Source organism: Burkholderia sp. Ax-1724, from assembly GCF_011752995.1.
GTDB lineage: Bacteria > Pseudomonadota > Gammaproteobacteria > Burkholderiales > Burkholderiaceae > Paraburkholderia.
In genome coordinates this window covers 25,903-41,986 of the sequence record NZ_VWWL01000026.1, presented here as the reverse complement: position 1 = coordinate 41,986, position 16,084 = coordinate 25,903, and the positions used below count along the sequence as shown (strand labels likewise).

At 61.6% G+C, this 16,084-nt stretch carries 11 protein-coding genes; 2 read left to right on the top strand and 9 right to left on the bottom strand.

Translation table 11 applies throughout. From position 1 onward, the window contains the following. Nucleotides 1-341: 341 nt before the first annotated feature. The 5 genes from F3J19_RS26905 to F3J19_RS26885 are packed head-to-tail and all read right to left on the bottom strand — an operon-like array spanning nt 342 to nt 7,476. The gene (locus F3J19_RS26905) at nt 342-1,277 is read right to left on the bottom strand and encodes an FAD-binding protein (RefSeq protein WP_167048534.1); all 936 of its coding nucleotides are present in this window, start codon (nt 1,275-1,277) and stop codon (nt 342-344) included. A gap of 30 nt (nt 1,278-1,307) precedes the next feature. After that, complete coding sequence (locus F3J19_RS26900) at nt 1,308-2,057, bottom strand: electron transfer flavoprotein subunit beta/FixA family protein (RefSeq protein ID WP_167048532.1); 750 nt, start codon at nt 2,055-2,057, stop codon at nt 1,308-1,310. Nucleotides 2,058-2,112: 55 nt separating this feature from the next. After that, a complete protein-coding gene (locus F3J19_RS26895; RefSeq protein WP_345889869.1) occupies nt 2,113-4,161 on the bottom strand; it encodes a 3-hydroxyacyl-CoA dehydrogenase NAD-binding domain-containing protein in 2,049 nt (682 codons plus the stop codon). 31 nt (nt 4,162-4,192) lie between these two features. Continuing rightward, nucleotides 4,193-6,301 carry an acetate--CoA ligase family protein gene (locus F3J19_RS26890; protein ID WP_167048528.1) on the bottom strand — a complete coding sequence of 703 codons (2,109 nt, stop codon included), beginning with the start codon at nt 6,299-6,301 and terminating at the stop codon, nt 4,193-4,195. A gap of 29 nt (nt 6,302-6,330) precedes the next feature. Then, complete coding sequence (locus F3J19_RS26885) at nt 6,331-7,476, bottom strand: acyl-CoA dehydrogenase family protein (protein WP_167048517.1); 1,146 nt, start codon at nt 7,474-7,476, stop codon at nt 6,331-6,333. A gap of 106 nt (nt 7,477-7,582) precedes the next feature. Here F3J19_RS26885 and gcvA point away from each other — a divergent pair, with 106 nt between their 5' ends. After that, nucleotides 7,583-8,488, top strand: coding sequence for a transcriptional regulator GcvA (gcvA, locus tag F3J19_RS26880; protein WP_167048515.1), 906 nt, complete (start codon nt 7,583-7,585; stop codon nt 8,486-8,488). Between the two features lie 56 nt (nt 8,489-8,544). Here gcvA and F3J19_RS26875 read toward each other — a convergent pair whose 3' ends face one another. The 3 genes from F3J19_RS26875 to F3J19_RS26865 form a co-directional block, all read right to left on the bottom strand. Further along, nucleotides 8,545-9,927, bottom strand: a complete 1,383-nt coding sequence (locus F3J19_RS26875; protein ID WP_167048513.1) for an MmgE/PrpD family protein — start codon at nt 9,925-9,927, stop codon at nt 8,545-8,547. Nucleotides 9,928-9,989: 62 nt separating this feature from the next. Next, nucleotides 9,990-10,805 (bottom strand): alpha/beta fold hydrolase, encoded by an 816-nt coding sequence (locus F3J19_RS26870; RefSeq protein WP_167048511.1) that lies wholly within the window; start codon nt 10,803-10,805, stop codon nt 9,990-9,992. Further along, nucleotides 10,802-12,121, bottom strand: coding sequence for an MFS transporter (locus F3J19_RS26865; protein WP_167048509.1), 1,320 nt, complete (start codon nt 12,119-12,121; stop codon nt 10,802-10,804). The genes F3J19_RS26870 and F3J19_RS26865 overlap by 4 nt, the downstream gene beginning before the upstream one ends. A gap of 730 nt (nt 12,122-12,851) precedes the next feature. Between F3J19_RS26865 and F3J19_RS26860 the strand changes: the two genes are divergently transcribed. Continuing rightward, nucleotides 12,852-14,720: a DUF3857 domain-containing protein gene (locus F3J19_RS26860; RefSeq protein WP_240159268.1), complete on the top strand. Its 1,869-nt coding sequence runs from the start codon at nt 12,852-12,854 to the stop codon at nt 14,718-14,720. 151 nt (nt 14,721-14,871) lie between these two features. Here F3J19_RS26860 and F3J19_RS26855 read toward each other — a convergent pair whose 3' ends face one another. Continuing rightward, a complete protein-coding gene (locus tag F3J19_RS26855) occupies nt 14,872-15,780 on the bottom strand; it encodes a DMT family transporter (RefSeq protein WP_167048507.1) in 909 nt (302 codons plus the stop codon). Nucleotides 15,781-16,084: the final 304 nt, after the last annotated feature.

Sequence of the window (16,084 nt, the reverse complement as noted above, 5' to 3'; positions counted from 1 at the left end):
CTCCCTTCGACAGCGCGACGTGTCTTCCTTACGGGCGATTGCGCCTGGCTTGCGGCCCACTGCAGTCGGGAGATGGCGCGGCGGATGGCCTCGTCGAAACTTGGTTCGCTTGCGAGGTGGCGGTGATCGATCGATACGAGCCATCCTTGCGGCGAGTTACACCAGCGAATACGCCGTTCCTCGTACAGTTGTGAAAATGTTCTCCACAGACAGGCATCTTCCTGATTCGCGGAAGCTGCCGCGGCCAGCCGGCGCATCTCAAAGCCAGTCATTGCATTCACGAGCCCCTCCGGCTGCCACGTTGCAAGAATCAAATACGCTCGATAGCGATGGACACCGCTTTACCCGAGCGCGTCGACAAGCTCCGGAACGATTGTGAACAGGTCGCCCACGAGACCGTAGTCGGCGACACTGAAGATCGGCGCTTCGGGGTCCTTGTTGATGGCCACGATGACCTTCGAATCCTTCATGCCTGCCAGATGCTGGATCGCGCCGGAAATGCCAACCGCGATGTACAGTTGCGGCGCGACAATCTTGCCGGTTTGTCCGACCTGAAAATCATTCGGAACGTACCCCGCGTCAACGGCGGCTCGCGAGGCACCCAAAGCAGCACCCAGCTTATCGGCAAGCGGCTCCAGCACCTTCGTGTAGTGCTCGCCGCTGCCGAGGCCTCGGCCGCCCGACACGACGATGTTTGCTGCCGTCAGTTCCGGACGGTCCAGCTTCGTCACTTCACGGCTCACGAATTGCGACACGCCAGCGTCCGCTGCCGCTTCGACCCGGTCGATCGATGCGCTACCGCCTTCTGCCGCAACGGGGTCGAAACCCGTCGCGCGCACCGTGATGACCTTGATCGGATCACTCGACTGCACCGTCGCGATCGCGTTGCCAGCGTAAATCGGGCGCTCGAATGTGTCGGCCGAATCGACCGCTGTGATGTCTGAAATCTGCGCCACGTCCAGCTTCGCCGCGATACGCGGTACGACGTTCTTGCCGTAGGCCGTTGCCGGCGCCAGGATGTACGAGTAATCCTTCGCGATGTTCAGCACGGTCGCCGCGACGTTTTCCGCGAGACCTTCAGCGAGTTGTGGCGCGTCGGCGAGCAGCACCTTGCTGACGCCCGCGATTTTCGCTGCCGCATCAGCCGTCGCCTGGGCATTGTGGCCTGCAATCAGTACGTGTATCTCGCCGCCGATCTTCTGGGCCGCGGCGACCGTATTGAATGTTGCGGCCTTCAGTTGCCTGCCGTCGTGTTCGGCAATCACCAGAATCGTCATATCCCCTTTCTCCACCACCTGCGGTTGTCTTCAAAGCACCCTGGCTTCGGTCCTGAGCTTGTCGACCAGCGTCATCACGTCCGGCACTTTCACGCCTCCCGCACGCTTCGGCGGTTCGCTGACCCTCAGCGTCTTCAGGCGAGGCGAGACGTCGACACCCAGATCCTCAGGCTTCAGGGATTCCAATGGCTTCTTCTTCGCCTTCATGATGTTCGGCAGGGTGACGTAGCGCGGCTCGTTCAGCCGGAGGTCGGTGGTGACGACCGCGGGCAATCGCACTGAAAGCGTCTCGATTCCCCCGTCGACTTCGCGCGATACGATGGCCCGCCCCTCTTCGAGCACCACTCTGGAAGCGAACGTGGCCTGCGCAAATCCCGTGAGTGCCGCGACCATCTGGCCGGTCTGGTTGGCATCGTCGTCGATGGCCTGTTTGCCAAGGATCACGAGCCCGGGCTGCTCCCGGTCGATCACAGCCTTCAGCAATCGGGCAACGGCAAGCGGTTGCAACTCCACGTCGGTCTCGATCAGCACCGCCCGGTCCGCGCCCATCGCCAGCGCCGTACGCAACGTCTCCTGACATTGCACGACGCCTGCCGACACCGCGACCACCTCGCTCGCCACGCCGGCTTCCTTCAGGCGGACAGCCTCTTCGATGGCGATTTCATCGAACGGATTCATCGCCATTTTCAGGTTGTTCAGGTTCACCCCCGAATTGTCCGAGGCGACCGTCACTTTCACGTTAGCGTCCACGACACGCTTCACTGCCACGACAATTTTCACTCCATCACCTCTACTGTCCGGTCGTTCAGAGCGAGATCGACGCTCGCCCGATCCTTCATTTTGCGAGCATCGCGTCGATATCGCCCACAACGAAGTCTGGGCCAGATGCGGCTTGCACGCGCTTTATCATGTCGTGCATCTCGTCAGTACCACGCTGCCGTGCCCAGAAAACGGGGCCGCCCAGGTAACGCGGGAACCCGTAGCCATGCACGAGCGCCACGTCGATATCACTGGTACGAGAGGCAACGCCCTCTTCCATCACTTTCGCCGCTTCGTTGACGATGGCGGCCATCGCACGCTCGACGATTTCATCGTTGCCCAGCGAGCGCGGAACGATGCCCCTCTTCCGCTGCTCACGAGCAATGATCGTGTGCACCTCCGGATCGGGAACACCGCGCCGGCCACCGGCCTCGTACAGGTAATACCCGGCACCGGTCTTGCGGCCAAACCGGCCGGCTTCGCACAACGCGTCCGGAATCGTCACATAGCGGGCGGGCCTGCTCACCGCATTCAGGCGCTGACGCATCTTCCAGGCGATGTCGAGCCCGGAAAGATCCGCGACGGCGAACGGGCCCATCGCGAAGCCGAATTCCTCCAGTGCTTCATCGATCTGCTCGGGCAACGCGCCCTCTTCCAGCATGTACTCGCACTGCTTGCGGTAGGCCGCAAAAATACGGTTGCCGATAAAACCTTCGGCGACCCGAGCGACCACCGGCACCTTTCCCAGACGTTTCGCGATTGCAATCGCGATGTCTACCGTCGCGGCATCCGTGTGCTCCGTTTCGACGATCTCCAGAAGCCGCATCGCCTGTGCCGGACTGAAGAAATGCAGGCCCACAGTACGGCGTGGACGACCCGCGTCCGCCGCAAGCCGGTTGAGGTCGAGATACGAAGTATTCGAAGCCAGAATGGCATCGGGCGGCAAGACATCGTGCAGCTTTGCCATGATGTCGCGCTTGACGTCGAAATCTTCGAAAACAGCTTCGATAGCGAGGTCGACCTTGTTCAATTGCCCGAGATCGCTGACCGTACGGACTCGTGCGAGCCGCTCGCGCATCTCGCGTTCGTCGAGCTTGCCCTTTTTCAGCAGCGAGTCGTAGGTGCGCTGAAGCTTCTCCGCGACTGCCGCCAGTGCGATGTCATGGGTGTCGAACAGAACGACTTCATAGCCCGCGTCGGCAAAGCATCCGGCAATGCCGACACCCATGGTGCCCGCGCCGACCACGCCGATTCGACGAATACCCGCCGTGTCGGGACGACCGCCATAACGCGAACGCTGGCACTCCCGCTCGGCGAAAAACAGATGGCGGAATGCGCGCGCGGCAACGCTCGTGCGCAGCACGTCGAAAACCGCGCGCTCCCGTGAGAGTGCCTCATCGAACGGCACGTCGCCGGCCATGTTGACCGCGTCGACCGCCTGCTGGATATGAGGCAGGTTCTTGCGCAGCCGCATGGCGGCGCCGATGGCCGACTCGATTTCCCCGGCCGATGCAAACGGAACCTCGCGGTCGCGAATCCGCCGCTTCCTTGCCGCGAACGTCAGCGCGAACTGTGCGGCGGCATCGGCCAGATCGTCGTCGACGAGCTGGTCGATGAGTCCGAGCTGCAACGCTTCGGCTGCCGTCAGCCGGCGCGAGGAAGCGACAAGTTCGATGGCTTTCGCTTTGCCCGTGATGTATGCGACGCGCTGGGTTCCGCCCGCGCCGGGAATCATGCCGAGGCTGACTTCGGGCAATCCCATCGTCGCCCCGGAAACCGCAATGCGCCCATCGCAACCAAGTGCCAGCTCAAAGCCGCCACCGAGCGCATGACCATGGATCGCAGCGATGACCGGAACGGCTGCATTCTCGATCGCGAGAATCACCTCGGGCAACGACGGCGCCTGAATCGGGGCATCGAATTCGCGTATGTCCGAGCCGGCAATGAATGTGCTTCCGTCGCCAATGATGACGATGCCGCGCAGCGTGGCGTCGTTCCCGAGGGCAAGAATGCCTTCGAGCAGTTCGCGGCGAACTTCCACCGAACTTGCATTCACGGGTGGATTGTCGATCACGAGAAAACCGATGTCGCCATGCTTTTCACAACGAACCGGTTGCGCCGCCACCTCGAACTCAGGGCCTGAACGTCTGTCCATACTAGCCCCCGATCTTCACGAGAGCATCCACCGCGAGAACACCTTGTCCTTCTTCGAGCACCATCACCGGATTGACTTCCGCCTCCAGAACCAGGGCACCGGGCAGCGTAGCCAGCTTCGACACAGCGACGATGGCATCCGCCAGTGCTTCGAGGTCGCCGCGTGCCTTGCCGCGATAGCCGTCGAGCGCACGCATGGCCTTGACCTCGGAAATCATTTCGAGCGCCGCTTCCCGCGTAACGGGGGCGAGGCGCAGCGCGCGATCCCTGTAAATCTCCGTGAAGATGCCGCCTGAGGCCAGCATCACAATCGGCCCCACTTGCGCATCGCGACGGTATCCGATGAGAACTTCGCCCAGTCCCCGGGTCATCTGCTGGACAAGAACGCGCTGCAGTTCGAACCCTTCGACGTTGCGGGCCACGTTCGCGCGGATTTTTTCGATCGCGGCATCGAGTTGCCCGGCGTCACGGATGCCGAGTTCGACACCGCCAACATCCGTCTTGTGCGGTACGTCGGCCGATAGCACCTTCACTGCAAGCGGATACGGCAGGTTATCCGGAAGACTGCCGTCGCCCGTTACGTCGATCGCCACGGCGGGCGCATGAACGACGCCGACCTTCGCCAGCAGTTCGTAAGCCGCCAACTCGTCCAGAAGTATCGGCGCACCTCCCGCTTCGACTGCGGCCGGCTCGACGATCGCGAGCGGGCTGCGTCGCGCATAGGCCGATGCGATCGAGTCCGCGCAGGACTCGGGCGTGCGGAAACACGGCACGCCGCTCGCGGTCAGACGCCGCAGCGCTTCGGGGGCGTCCGGCACGACAAACGCGGCGAGCGGAAGCAACGCCGGTGACTGCGTTGCGCTATCGATAATCGGACGCACCGCAAGCTCGGGAGAGAATCGCGCGGAGGAGCCGGCGACCGCCACGACCAGGTCGAATTCCGGCGCCGATCGCAGCACGCCGAGGGCCGCGCTCATCACGTCATAGCGGGTGCCCGCGAGCGTGAGGTCGACGATGCGGCCGCTGTTCACCTTCACGCCCGCAGCGGCCAGACGCTCGTAAGTCTGCGCGCTCGGATGCTGGACCTCGATGTTCCGGACTCCGAGCTGATCGACGACCATGGCCGCGCCGCCGCCGGTCGTCGTCACGACCGCGACGCGCGGCTTGCTCGCCGTGGCGGCTTGGGCAACGGGAACGCATGCCAGCAGAGGCAGGCATTCGAGAAACGCATCGAGCGTTTCGACGCGTGCGATACCGCAATCTCTCAGGAAAGCATCGGCGACGTCGTCCTCGCCGGCGAGGGCTCCCGTATGCGAGACCGCCAACTCCGCGGCCGCACTCGAACGGCCGAGTTTGTAGGCGACGACAGGCTTGCCTTTCTGCGCAGCCTGAACGGCGAACTGGCGAAGTTTGTCGGAGTGCCGCAAGGTCTCGAGGAAGAGCATGTAGCCCGTGACCTGGGGGTCGTCCAGCGTCGCCGCGCAAATTTCGCCGACGCTCAGGTCGACCTCGTTGCCGACCGAAACGAGCCCGGCAAAGCCGACTCCGCGCTCCTTGCCTCGCGATACGAGCGCCCCGATCATGCTGCCGCTATGCGACGCGACAAAGATTCCGCCCACCGGCAGGTCCGGTTCCGCGAACGCCGCGTTCGCGGTCAGCGCAAGCTTCCTGCGCACGTTGACCATGCCGAGGCCGCTCGGGCCCAGCACGCGAATCCCGGTCCGTTGAACGATCTTCCGTACGCGTTCCTCGCGAGCCTCGCCCTCCGGACCGCTTTCAGAGAAGCCCGCGGCGAGAATCGTGGCAACGGGAACACCGAGTTCGGCGCACTCCTGCAACGCGTCGATCGCGGCGTCGGTCGGCGTGAGAATGAAGGCATGCTCCGGCACGACCGGCAGTGCGCGAACACTGGGCCAGGCCTGTTCACCCAGCACGGTGTCGCGGTTGGGATTGATGGGATAGACGTCACCGTCGAAGCCGGCCTGGCGGATAAACCGGAGCGGACGCGCCGCGGTTTTCGAGGGGTCGTCCGATGCGCCAACAAGTGCAACGCTGCGCGGTGCAAGGAGCACGTCTGCCAGCGACCTGCGCTGCGATTCGCCCTGGGGCATGATGCTGTTCTCCATGTTAGACGCCCCTCTTATTTGCGCTGATCGAAGCGGCGCTGGAACACGTTCTCGGCGATCCGGTTCTTCAGCACTTCGATCGAGCCGCCCGCGATCATCCAGCCACGCGTGCGACGAACGCAGTATTCGACCAGCGACTCCTGGCTATAACCCATGCCGCCCATGACCTGCAGTGCCTCGTTCGAAACATCGAAGCCCGTCAGGTTGCAATGCGCTTTTGCAATGGCCGTGTTGTACGCGGTCGGCAACTCGCCGTTCGGAACATTGGCCGCGCGATAGAGCAGCAGTTGCGAGGCTTCCAGCTTCAGCGCCATATCGGCGAACTTCCATTGAATCCCCTGGAACTCGCAAAGCTGCCGGCCAAACTGTTCGCGGATCAGCGCATGCTCGCGCGCCGTATTGAAAGCGTAACGCCCCAGCGCCAACGCACGCGATGCGTTGCCGACGCGCTCGACGTTGAAGCCCGAGATCTGCTTCTTGAATCCGCCCGGTCCCAGCAGAACATTCTCGGCGGGAATACGGCACTCTTCGATATACAACTGCGACCACTCTTCGCCGCTCATGAAGCTGGACGGCTGACCGACCGTAAATCCGGGCGTACCCTTTTCGATCAGTACGGAGCCGATGTTTTCCACACCGGGACCGAATCGGCAATAGACGAGAAACAGGCTGGCATCCGGACTATGAGTCGAGAAGATTTTCGTCCCGTTGATGACGTACTCGTCGCCCTCGCGCCGTGCCGACGTCTTGAGTTGCGTGACGGCCGAGCCGGCGCCGGGCTCCGTCATGCCCAGCGAAATCACTTTGCGCCCGCTGAGCAGATCCTTGAGATAGCGCTTCTTCTGCTCGGCCGTCGCATACTCGACGAACGTGCGAATCGGCCCGAAATTCCCGGCCTGCACGATGTCCGCGCTCTTCGGACAAACCAGCGCGATTTCCTGAATCGCGATGACCGCATCCATGAGGGTGCCGCCCTGGCCGCCATCCTCTTCGTTCATCGTGATGCCGAGCAGGCCTTGCTCCGCAAGCTGCCCTGCAACGTCGAAATCGAAACCGGCATGATGCGCGCGCTTGAGTGCGCCTTCCGCCAACGTGTCTCGCGCGAATCGCTGCACTGCATCAGCGAACGCGGTCTGCTCCTCAGTAAGTGCGAAGTCCATGTTTTCCTCTTTGACCGTGGAACTGCTATGCGATTGATTATTCCAGCCGGTCGATTGACACACTACTTCGCATACGGTACGTTTCTGTGACTTTTTGGAACATCTCATGCCCCGGACAGTCCCGCCCCTGAACCCTCTTCACGTCTTCGAAGCCGTCGCCCGATTGGGCAGTCTGACGAGTGCCGCCGCGGAGATGTACGTGACACATTCGGCCGTGAGCAGGCAACTCGCCACGCTCGAAAACTATCTCGGCGTGAGTCTGTTCGACCGGGGACCCAGAGGCGTCAAGCTCACGAAGGTGGGAGCGGCTTACTACAAGCAGATTGGGCCGGCGTTCGCGTCCATCGTGAGCGCGACCGAGACGATCGTCGGCCGCGTGGAGGGAGAGCCGCTACGGTTATCGGTCTACAACACGTTCGCCGCAAAATGGCTCATGCATCGGCTGCATCGATTCGAGAAGGCACAGCCGAACATCCCGGTCGAACTCAGCACGACCGTCGCGAAGATCAATTTCAGCGAAGTTCAGGTCGATGCGGCCATTCAGTTCGGAGACGGCAACTGGCCCGGCATCAACTGCGAACGTCTGTTCGATGACGTCATCGAACCGGTATGCAGTCCGGAACTGTTGAAGAACGGCCCAGCTCTCGCCACTATCGACGACCTGGCCAATCATCGGCTGCTTCAGTCGCGATACCGGCGCAACGACTGGTTCGACTGGCTGCGAGCGGTGGGCCGCGGCGACCTGGAAGGATTGGTGAGCCGTCAGCGAGGAGGATTTCAGAATTCCCTGCTTGCGTACCAGGCCGCAATCGAAGGGATGGGCATCGTCATCGGCCAAACGCGGCTGCTTGCGAACGACCTGACCACCGGCGTTCTGGTCCGGCCTTTTGACCGGCCGGTGACCCGCGAGCTCGCTTACTATCTGCTGGTTCCAGACAACCGGAAACACTCCCGGAAGGTCGAGGCGTTCAGAGCATGGCTTCGTTCTGAAATTCAATCGATGCCGGGCTAAACGTATCCGGGGCCCAGTTGATTGGCGAATCACGCCGGCCCCGGTGGAACACACTTCTAGCGACCGTCGCGGTCTCGCTTGAATCCTGCCGGCAACAGGTTCGACAGGTTCAGATCCGATACGTCGAGTTCTTCCATCCGCCACAGTTTTTCCAGAAGTTCGTGAGCGGCTTGCGAGCCGATCACGGGCTCGGCGAGTTCCCGGAACTTGTCGTCGATGTCCGCGTCGCTGAGCGGCGCTTCGGGGTCACCGCGCCGGTAAGGCGCGAATGCCTCGACTGTCTTGCCATCGACGGACGTCAGTTCGACGCGGGCAGCACGCATCCTCGGAAAATTCCGGGTTATTTCCGGGTCCGCGACCAGTTCGATCTTCTTCATCCACTCCCGCACGTGACCATCGCGCAGACGTTCGTCCGAAAAAGCCTCCAGACGGACCGAGCCGTACACCGCCGCATGTGCCAGAACGTAGGGCAAGCTGAAGCGCGCTTCAAATGCCGACTTCGGCTCACGAATACCCGCGACTTCAAGAGCAGGCGCGTATGTTCTGACGACCACCCGGGCAATTTGCTCCCAGCGTAGTCCGCTGGTTTTCATCGCATCGAGCAAGGCGTCGATAGCTGCGAATGTGTGGCCGCAGCAACCATGGTTCTTCTGGGTGATGCGCTCGATGTTGAATACGTCGCCCAGTCCGTCCGTTACCGAACGCCAATCGGGCGAGTCGCAAAGCGCGGCGCCGAATCCGGCGCTTCCTTCGAGAATGTCGGCCACGCCCGTCACGCCGGCCGACGCGCCTTGCGCCGACGTCACGCCGACCCAGGCCGCATGTCCCGCGTGAAGCGCCTTGGTCATCGCATCGGACCTGAAAGCCTGCTGCAGACCCGACGCAAACGTCGCCGATGTGGCCATGGCGTGCAACGCCGCCTGAGCGTCGCCGGGAGAGGTCAGGAGAACACCCGCGGCTGCCGCGCCAAAGCAGCCGACCGTTCCGGTGGTGTGGAAGAACCGATAGTGAGCCGGCTGGATCGCCGCTCCGATGCGTGTCGATACCTCGTAGCCCGCGACGATCGACTTCAGAAGCAGCAGACCGGAGGCATGCGAATCCTCGGCGAGTGCGAGAGCGGCCGCGATGGTGGGGCAACCTGGATGGTAGATGGCGTCGCGGAAAATGTCGTCGAATTCCACCGCATGCGAGATGCTCCCGTTGAGCCATGCTGCCGTCGCCGCGAACGCGGTCGTCTCGTTGCCGGGCAGGCTCGATCGTCCATGTCCGAGTTCGGCGCGATGCGCTTGCAACAACTGGATGCCGGGCGCGACCTGAGTACCCGGCAATAGCGCTGAAAACCAGTCGATCAGCACGCGTTTGGCCGCGCGAAGCGTGTTCGGCGTCAACTCCGCTGTCGCCTGCCCTTCAACATACTTTGCAAATGATTCCAGTATCATGGCTGCCTGTTCCGAGATGAGTTGGGCAATATCGGCTTACGCCCGATGAAAGCGGTGAAGAGCTAGGAGATGAATTCGCTCAGATGTCTGTTGAACCACTCGGCGCGCTCGTACTGGAGCCAGTGAGCGGCCGCTTGCACCGACGCACGATTCCTTGCGGAAAGGCTGTGAATCCAGCCCTCGCGCGCAGCCACCTCGTGAGCCTGATGCGGATCCTTCGAGCCGAGCACCAGCCATACCGGCGCCTGAACTCTTTCGATAAGCGCCCGGGTAGGATTGCTGCGGGCAATGGGCCGGGTCAGAACCCGGGTTGCGCGAACGTGCCGCGCCGCGAGCGCCGTGAGTTCCGGTGTCACCAGCGATGGATCCGACAGCATGATTTTCTTCAGCGAGACTTCCACACCGCCCTCCATGCCCACACTGCGAGCGACCTCGGCAGCCTCTTTCTGAATCTGGCTCAGTGAGGCCGAAACCGGCCCCATGCCCGCGGGATTGACCAGTGTGAGCGTGCGAATCCGCTCAGGCCTGCTCGCCGCCATATATCCGGCAACGCAACTGCCGAACGAGAATGCCACGAGGTCGAACTGCCCGACGTCGAGTTCGTCCAGCAAATCGAAGACACGTTGCCCGGCAACTTCGAGCGAGAAAGTTTCGGCGGGAGCCGACGATGCGCCGAAGCCCGGAAGATCGGGGGCAATCACTCGCCGCCCTTGCGCGAGTGCCTCGATGTTGACTATCCAGTGATACCAGCCGCCGTGCCCGCCGTGAACGAAGACAACCGGCTGGCCCTTGCCGAGGTCCACATAGCTGAGGCTCCCGTTCGCCGCGGTCTGTTGCCTCGCCTGTCGCGACAGTCGCTCGAAGGCCGCCGCGATCATGACTCCACCGTCGAACGCTCGATGCGCTTGCCGTTGGTTTCGGCCATTACCAGGTAGGTGACCAGGCTTATCGCCGACCCCACGCATACGTAGATCAGAAAGAACCGTTCCAGGCTGCGCTCCTGAAGCCAGGTCATCAGATACGGCGTCGTTCCACCCAGCACGGCGACAACGAGATTGAACGGCAAGCCGATGCCCAGCGCCCGCACGTCGGTGTCGAACAGCTCGGCCATTACCGCCGGTGCGATGGACGTGTACAGCGCATAGAGCACCATGCCGAACAGTTCGACGCGCAAAATGGACCAGAAGGTATCGCCGACCGACAGTACGACCGGATAGAGAAACACCGTGTACGCTGCGGCCATCACGATCAGTTGAGGGCGGCGGCCGAACCGGTCCGAGAGCATGCCAAACAGCGGTTGAACCACCGTGAACGCGATGAGGCTCCAGGTACTGGCCGCGTAGGCGGTCGCGGGCAGCGCACCCGAGCGGTGAATCGCATACACGGGAACGTAGACGATGAAGAGATAGAAGGCGAAAGCGCCAAGAATGCTGGTACCGATCAGCGTCAGCACTTCGCGCCGATGATCGGCGAGCAGAGCCCGGATCGAACCGCTGGTTTGCTGGTTCTGCTGTTCCGCGGCTTTCGTAAACGCTTCCGTTTCGGCGACCCGGGTACGCAGCCAGTATCCGAACAGACCTCCGGCGGCGCCGATAACGAACGGTATGCGCCATCCGAAGCTCGCCATCTGGTCATGGCTCAGCGACTGCGTCAGCGCCCAGGTAATGCCTGATGCCAGAATAAGTCCGATCCCGGTGCCGAAAAACAGGAAGCTGCCGTGATAACCGCGTCTATCAGGCGGCGCTGTCTCGGCGAGGAAAGAACAGGCCGCGGCAAATTCGCCGCCCACCGACAAGCCCTGCAACAAACGCGCGACCGTTGCGATGAGCGGTGCGGCAAGTCCAATCGTCGCGTACGTCGGCAAGACGGCAATCATGAGCGAACCGAAGGCCATTGACGTGACGGACACGGTGAGCGCCGTTTTACGGCCGTAACGGTCGGCGACGACACCGAGCAGCCATCCGCCGACTGGCCGCATCACGAATCCGAGTGCATATACGCCGAAAGCGGCCAGAAGCGCGGAGCTCTGGTTGTCGGCGGGAAAAAGTTGCGCGCCGAAGAAAATGGCGAGATTGGCGTATATCGAGAAATCGAACCATTCGATGGCATGCCCGATACACCCGGCGATGCGACTTCGAAGATACGCTCTGGTCGAGGCCTCCGTTGCCTCGGCTGTGGATAGGGTGTCTGACACATTGTCTCCTTTGAGGCGGTTATCGCTCTTCCGGTGTCCCCTACGTCAATCTGGCTTCAAGACAGCGGATAGGTGCGCAGAGTTTGGCGCGCACAGCCTGCGTTGAACACTTCCTATCGCTCACACTGATGTTCCAAAAAGTCACAGTGCGCAAACGGAACTGCTGCGGCATCGACGTGCTGGAATGGAAGAGTCGTCAACCAGATCGAGAGGCTCAAACGCGCCACCAGCCTCTGCCTCGCGGGAAATCATACCGACTGCCGGATTTCCCAGAAGTTACCTGATAAACCCACACGAATTAATATTAAAAAATACATAAATACCATCTAAAAAATATTTACTTAAAATCATTTAATCCTTCAGAAAAACGCCACAATAAAACCGATCTTCATTTTCTTGACACATATCCGGCGACTGCTAAAATAAACCGAAAATGCAAGCATTTCCGGCTTAAATAAGGCGTTACGATCCGTAAAAACCAGCTGATTCGATGAAATCCATTCGCCTTTCCAGTGCAATCAATCTCCCAACCATTTATTAATACAAATTCAATGCATCAAACATGGAAATTATCCATGCAATGTTAAATATACAGAAAGGAAATCGTTAAAAACGATACCAGTATGTTCGATGCGCAGTCATTAGCCGGGCCGGAAAAATCACACGCGAACCGTCGTCGCACCCAACCGGCCACGGCACCTTTTCTAACACGTTGCGAGACAGGAATTCCATGCGCGGACTGATCCCTTCCCTGTGTACGGTCGTATTGCTCGCGACTCATTGTGCCGCCGCGATGGCGGGCTTTCAGTCGAACATCACGAACCTCTCCGATGACATCGTGTATGACATCAGCGAGAACGGCGCCAGTACGCGGACCGTTGCGAGACGCGTGCGGATCAATACCGAGCAGGGTGTCGCGCAGAGCGGGCAGATTTCGCTGCGTTACAGCGAATCGCAGCAGAATCTGAAGGTCGAGGAGGCCTACACCACGACGAAAGATGGCGTGCGTCTCGATGTCACGCCGGACAGGATATTGACGCAACAAAGCCCGAAAAGCGCAGGCGCGCCGATGTTCGACGACGACGAGGTCAAGGTCATCGTATTTCCCGGCGTCGCGGTCGGCACCGTGCTGACGCTGCGCTACGAGTTGACCCGGAACAAGCCGCTGTTCCCCGGCCAGTTCTCGATGAGCGAGTACTTCAGCAACGCGATTCAGCGAGATTCGATGCGGTTGACCGTGCATGCCCCGGCGTCGATGGCGCTTCACGCGGACGCGATCGGGCTCGATGGCGGGCGGATCGACACCAACCAGCCTGACCGGCAAGTGTGGCAATGGACGCTGACGAATCGTCCCGCGCATCCGCCCGAGTTCGGTTCGGTCAGCAACCTCGACTACAGTCCGCGTGTAGTGATGACGACCTTCCCGGACTTCGCGGCTGCCGGCGCCGCCTATCTGGAGCGTGCGCGTCCGAAGTCGGCTGTCACACCGGCGATCCGATCCCTTGCCGACCGTCTCACGCAAGGTGTCGACGATCCGCGACGTCAGGCGGAAATTCTGTACGACTGGGTCAGCACGCACATTCGCTACGTCGCGATCAATCTCGGCACGGGCAGCATCGTACCTCACGAAGCGGATGCGATTCTCGCGTCCGCCTATGGCGACTGCAAGGACCACGTGACGTTGCTGGAGGCGCTGCTTGCGGCGAAAGGCATTGCCAGCGCGCCGGTGCTCGTCAATCTCGGCACGATGTACTGGCTGCCAGGCGTTGCCGATCCGCTCGCGGTATTCAATCACGCGATCACGTACTTGCCGGCCTTCAAACTGTTCGCCGATTCGACCGCGGAAGTTGCCCGCTTCGGCGTGCTGCCGGGTTCCGAACTCGGCAAACAGGCACTCCTGACGGATGATGGTACAGGCGCGGCCCACGTCATCACGCTGCCGCTGTCGACGCCCGACACCGGACGTGTGCAGGTCACCACGAAGATTTCGCTCGACGCGCAAGGCAACGGCTCCGGAACGAGCCGGATCGACAACACCGGTACGTTCGACTGGGCGGCGCGCCGGATATTGACCCCGTTGCCGCCCGGCACCGAGTCGCAATTTGCCGCACGCATGCTTACGCTAACGGGGCAGGACGGCTACGGTACCTATCTGCACGGCGATTTGCTCGATTTGCGCAAACCGTTCCAATACGAAACGCGCTTCACGTTGCCGGATTATGCGCAGCTACCGGGCCCGGGCGCTTTTCAGGTGCCGCTCGGCCTCGGCAGTTTTTCCGGAATCAGTACCGCGTTCGAGACGATCATGGTCGACACGCGCGACTTCGCGATGCCGTTCCCCGGACGCCACGTGACGGAAACCACGACCATTACGCTGCCGGAGGGCATCACGGTGCCAAGGCTGCCACGCCCGGCCGAAATCCGCTCCCCGCTCGGCACCTATACCTCGTCGTACCAGACCGACGGCCAGACCGTCACCATTACGCGCAACCTCGACATCAGTCTGCCGACCGCGCTGATCGAGCCCGCCCAGTATCCTGCGTTCCAGCAATTCGGGCGGGCAGTGAGGCGGGACTTGCGCACCGTACTCGTCTATTGACGGTACTGACGTGGTCCCACGGGATTAAGACCTGGCTCTGGCGCGCCGACGAAGCGAGAACGAAGCGATCCGTCTAACCGGGCTCGTACAGGGCGAGTGGTCGATTCAACACGTTTCGCGCCATCGACCACTCGCGTGAAGCCCGAACGCATCACTCCCGCACGACGGCCGACCGGCGCAGCACAGAGCGGCCGAGCCCCTGCGCAACGCCCACACCGAGCAAGGCAGTACCGCCGCCGAGCAGGTGATAAAGATGCAGGTTTTCGCCGAGCAACACGATCGCGATCAGCGCGGTAGCAATCGGCAGCACGTTCATGAACAACGCGCAACGGTTCGGGCCGAGATGCCTGACGCCCTGCATCCACAGATACGGAAGCACGACCGAAGCGAGCACGCCCGCATACAGGATCAGCGGCACGCTCGCGCGCGTCGGCAACGCTTCGGCGGCCGGCAGGCACAGCAGCATCGGCAGCATGAAGACGAGCGCGAACAGCGCCTGCAGGTACGTCGATTGCCAGGTCGGCAGACCGACGTGCCAGCGCTTGAGCAGCACGCCATACAGCGCGTAGGCGAGCGCTGCGAAGATCATCAGCAGATCGCCGAGATGCACGCCGTTCGCGAGCAGCGTCGCCGGATTGCCTTGCGTAATCAGATAGACCACGCCGAGCAACGACAGCATTCCGCCGCCGACCATACCGGACGTCGGCGTTTCGCCGAGCAGCACCGTACTCGCGACCATCGTCATCAGCGGTACGAGCGCGGTGATGATCGACATGTTGGTCGCGGTGGTGGTTTTCGCCGCTTCGTACGACAGGCTCTGGAACAGCGCCATCGCGAGAAAGCCGAGCACCGCGAGTTTCGGCAGTTGCGGCACGATCGCCGCGCGGTTGCGCCACGCCGGCTTCAGCATAAATACGCTCATCAGCGCGACGGCCAGCAGCAAACGGTAAAACGTGATCGCCGACGGGTCGATCGTGTGCGCCGACAGCTTCGACACGATCACGTTGCCGGCCCACAGCAGGATTGCCACAAACGGAAACAGGAAATACGATCTCTTCATGTCTTGCTCTGCTTTGATGTCGTTGATTGATATCGTTGAGACGGGATCGAAGCGGTGCGTTGATCGCTCGTGGACGCGGCTCGCGCACGGCTTCAGGGTGAAGTACCATCGTGCGCCCGCGGCCTCGCGGCTGTCTCACGTCAAAAAGTCTTTACCTGTCGTGAAACGGTCAAGTGAGCGGTCAAATAAGCAGTCAAATGAGAGATCACGCGGGCGATCGAAAGCGCACTCGACCGCGCATCCATCTGCCTGTTTCCATACCCTGTTGCCAGCACGAATGAACACGCGAACCCATTCCGATGCG

Bases quoted from the DNA above. Each gene is read 5' to 3' on its own strand.
- F3J19_RS26855 (WP_167048507.1), bottom strand. From the start codon at position 15,780: ATGAAGAGATCGTATTTCCTGTTTCCGTTTGTGGCAATCCTGCTGTGG.
- F3J19_RS26885 (WP_167048517.1), bottom strand. From the start codon at position 7,476: ATGGACTTCGCACTTACTGAGGAGCAGACCGCGTTCGCTGATGCAGTG.
- F3J19_RS26870 (WP_167048511.1), bottom strand. From the start codon at position 10,805: ATGATCGCGGCGGCCTTCGAGCGACTGTCGCGACAGGCGAGGCAACAG.
- F3J19_RS26860 (WP_240159268.1), top strand. From the start codon at position 12,852: ATGCGCGGACTGATCCCTTCCCTGTGTACGGTCGTATTGCTCGCGACT.
- F3J19_RS26875 (WP_167048513.1), bottom strand. From the start codon at position 9,927: ATGATACTGGAATCATTTGCAAAGTATGTTGAAGGGCAGGCGACAGCG.
- F3J19_RS26905 (WP_167048534.1), bottom strand. From the start codon at position 1,277: ATGACGATTCTGGTGATTGCCGAACACGACGGCAGGCAACTGAAGGCC.
- F3J19_RS26890 (WP_167048528.1), bottom strand. From the start codon at position 6,301: ATGCCCCAGGGCGAATCGCAGCGCAGGTCGCTGGCAGACGTGCTCCTT.
- gcvA (WP_167048515.1), top strand. From the start codon at position 7,583: ATGCCCCGGACAGTCCCGCCCCTGAACCCTCTTCACGTCTTCGAAGCC.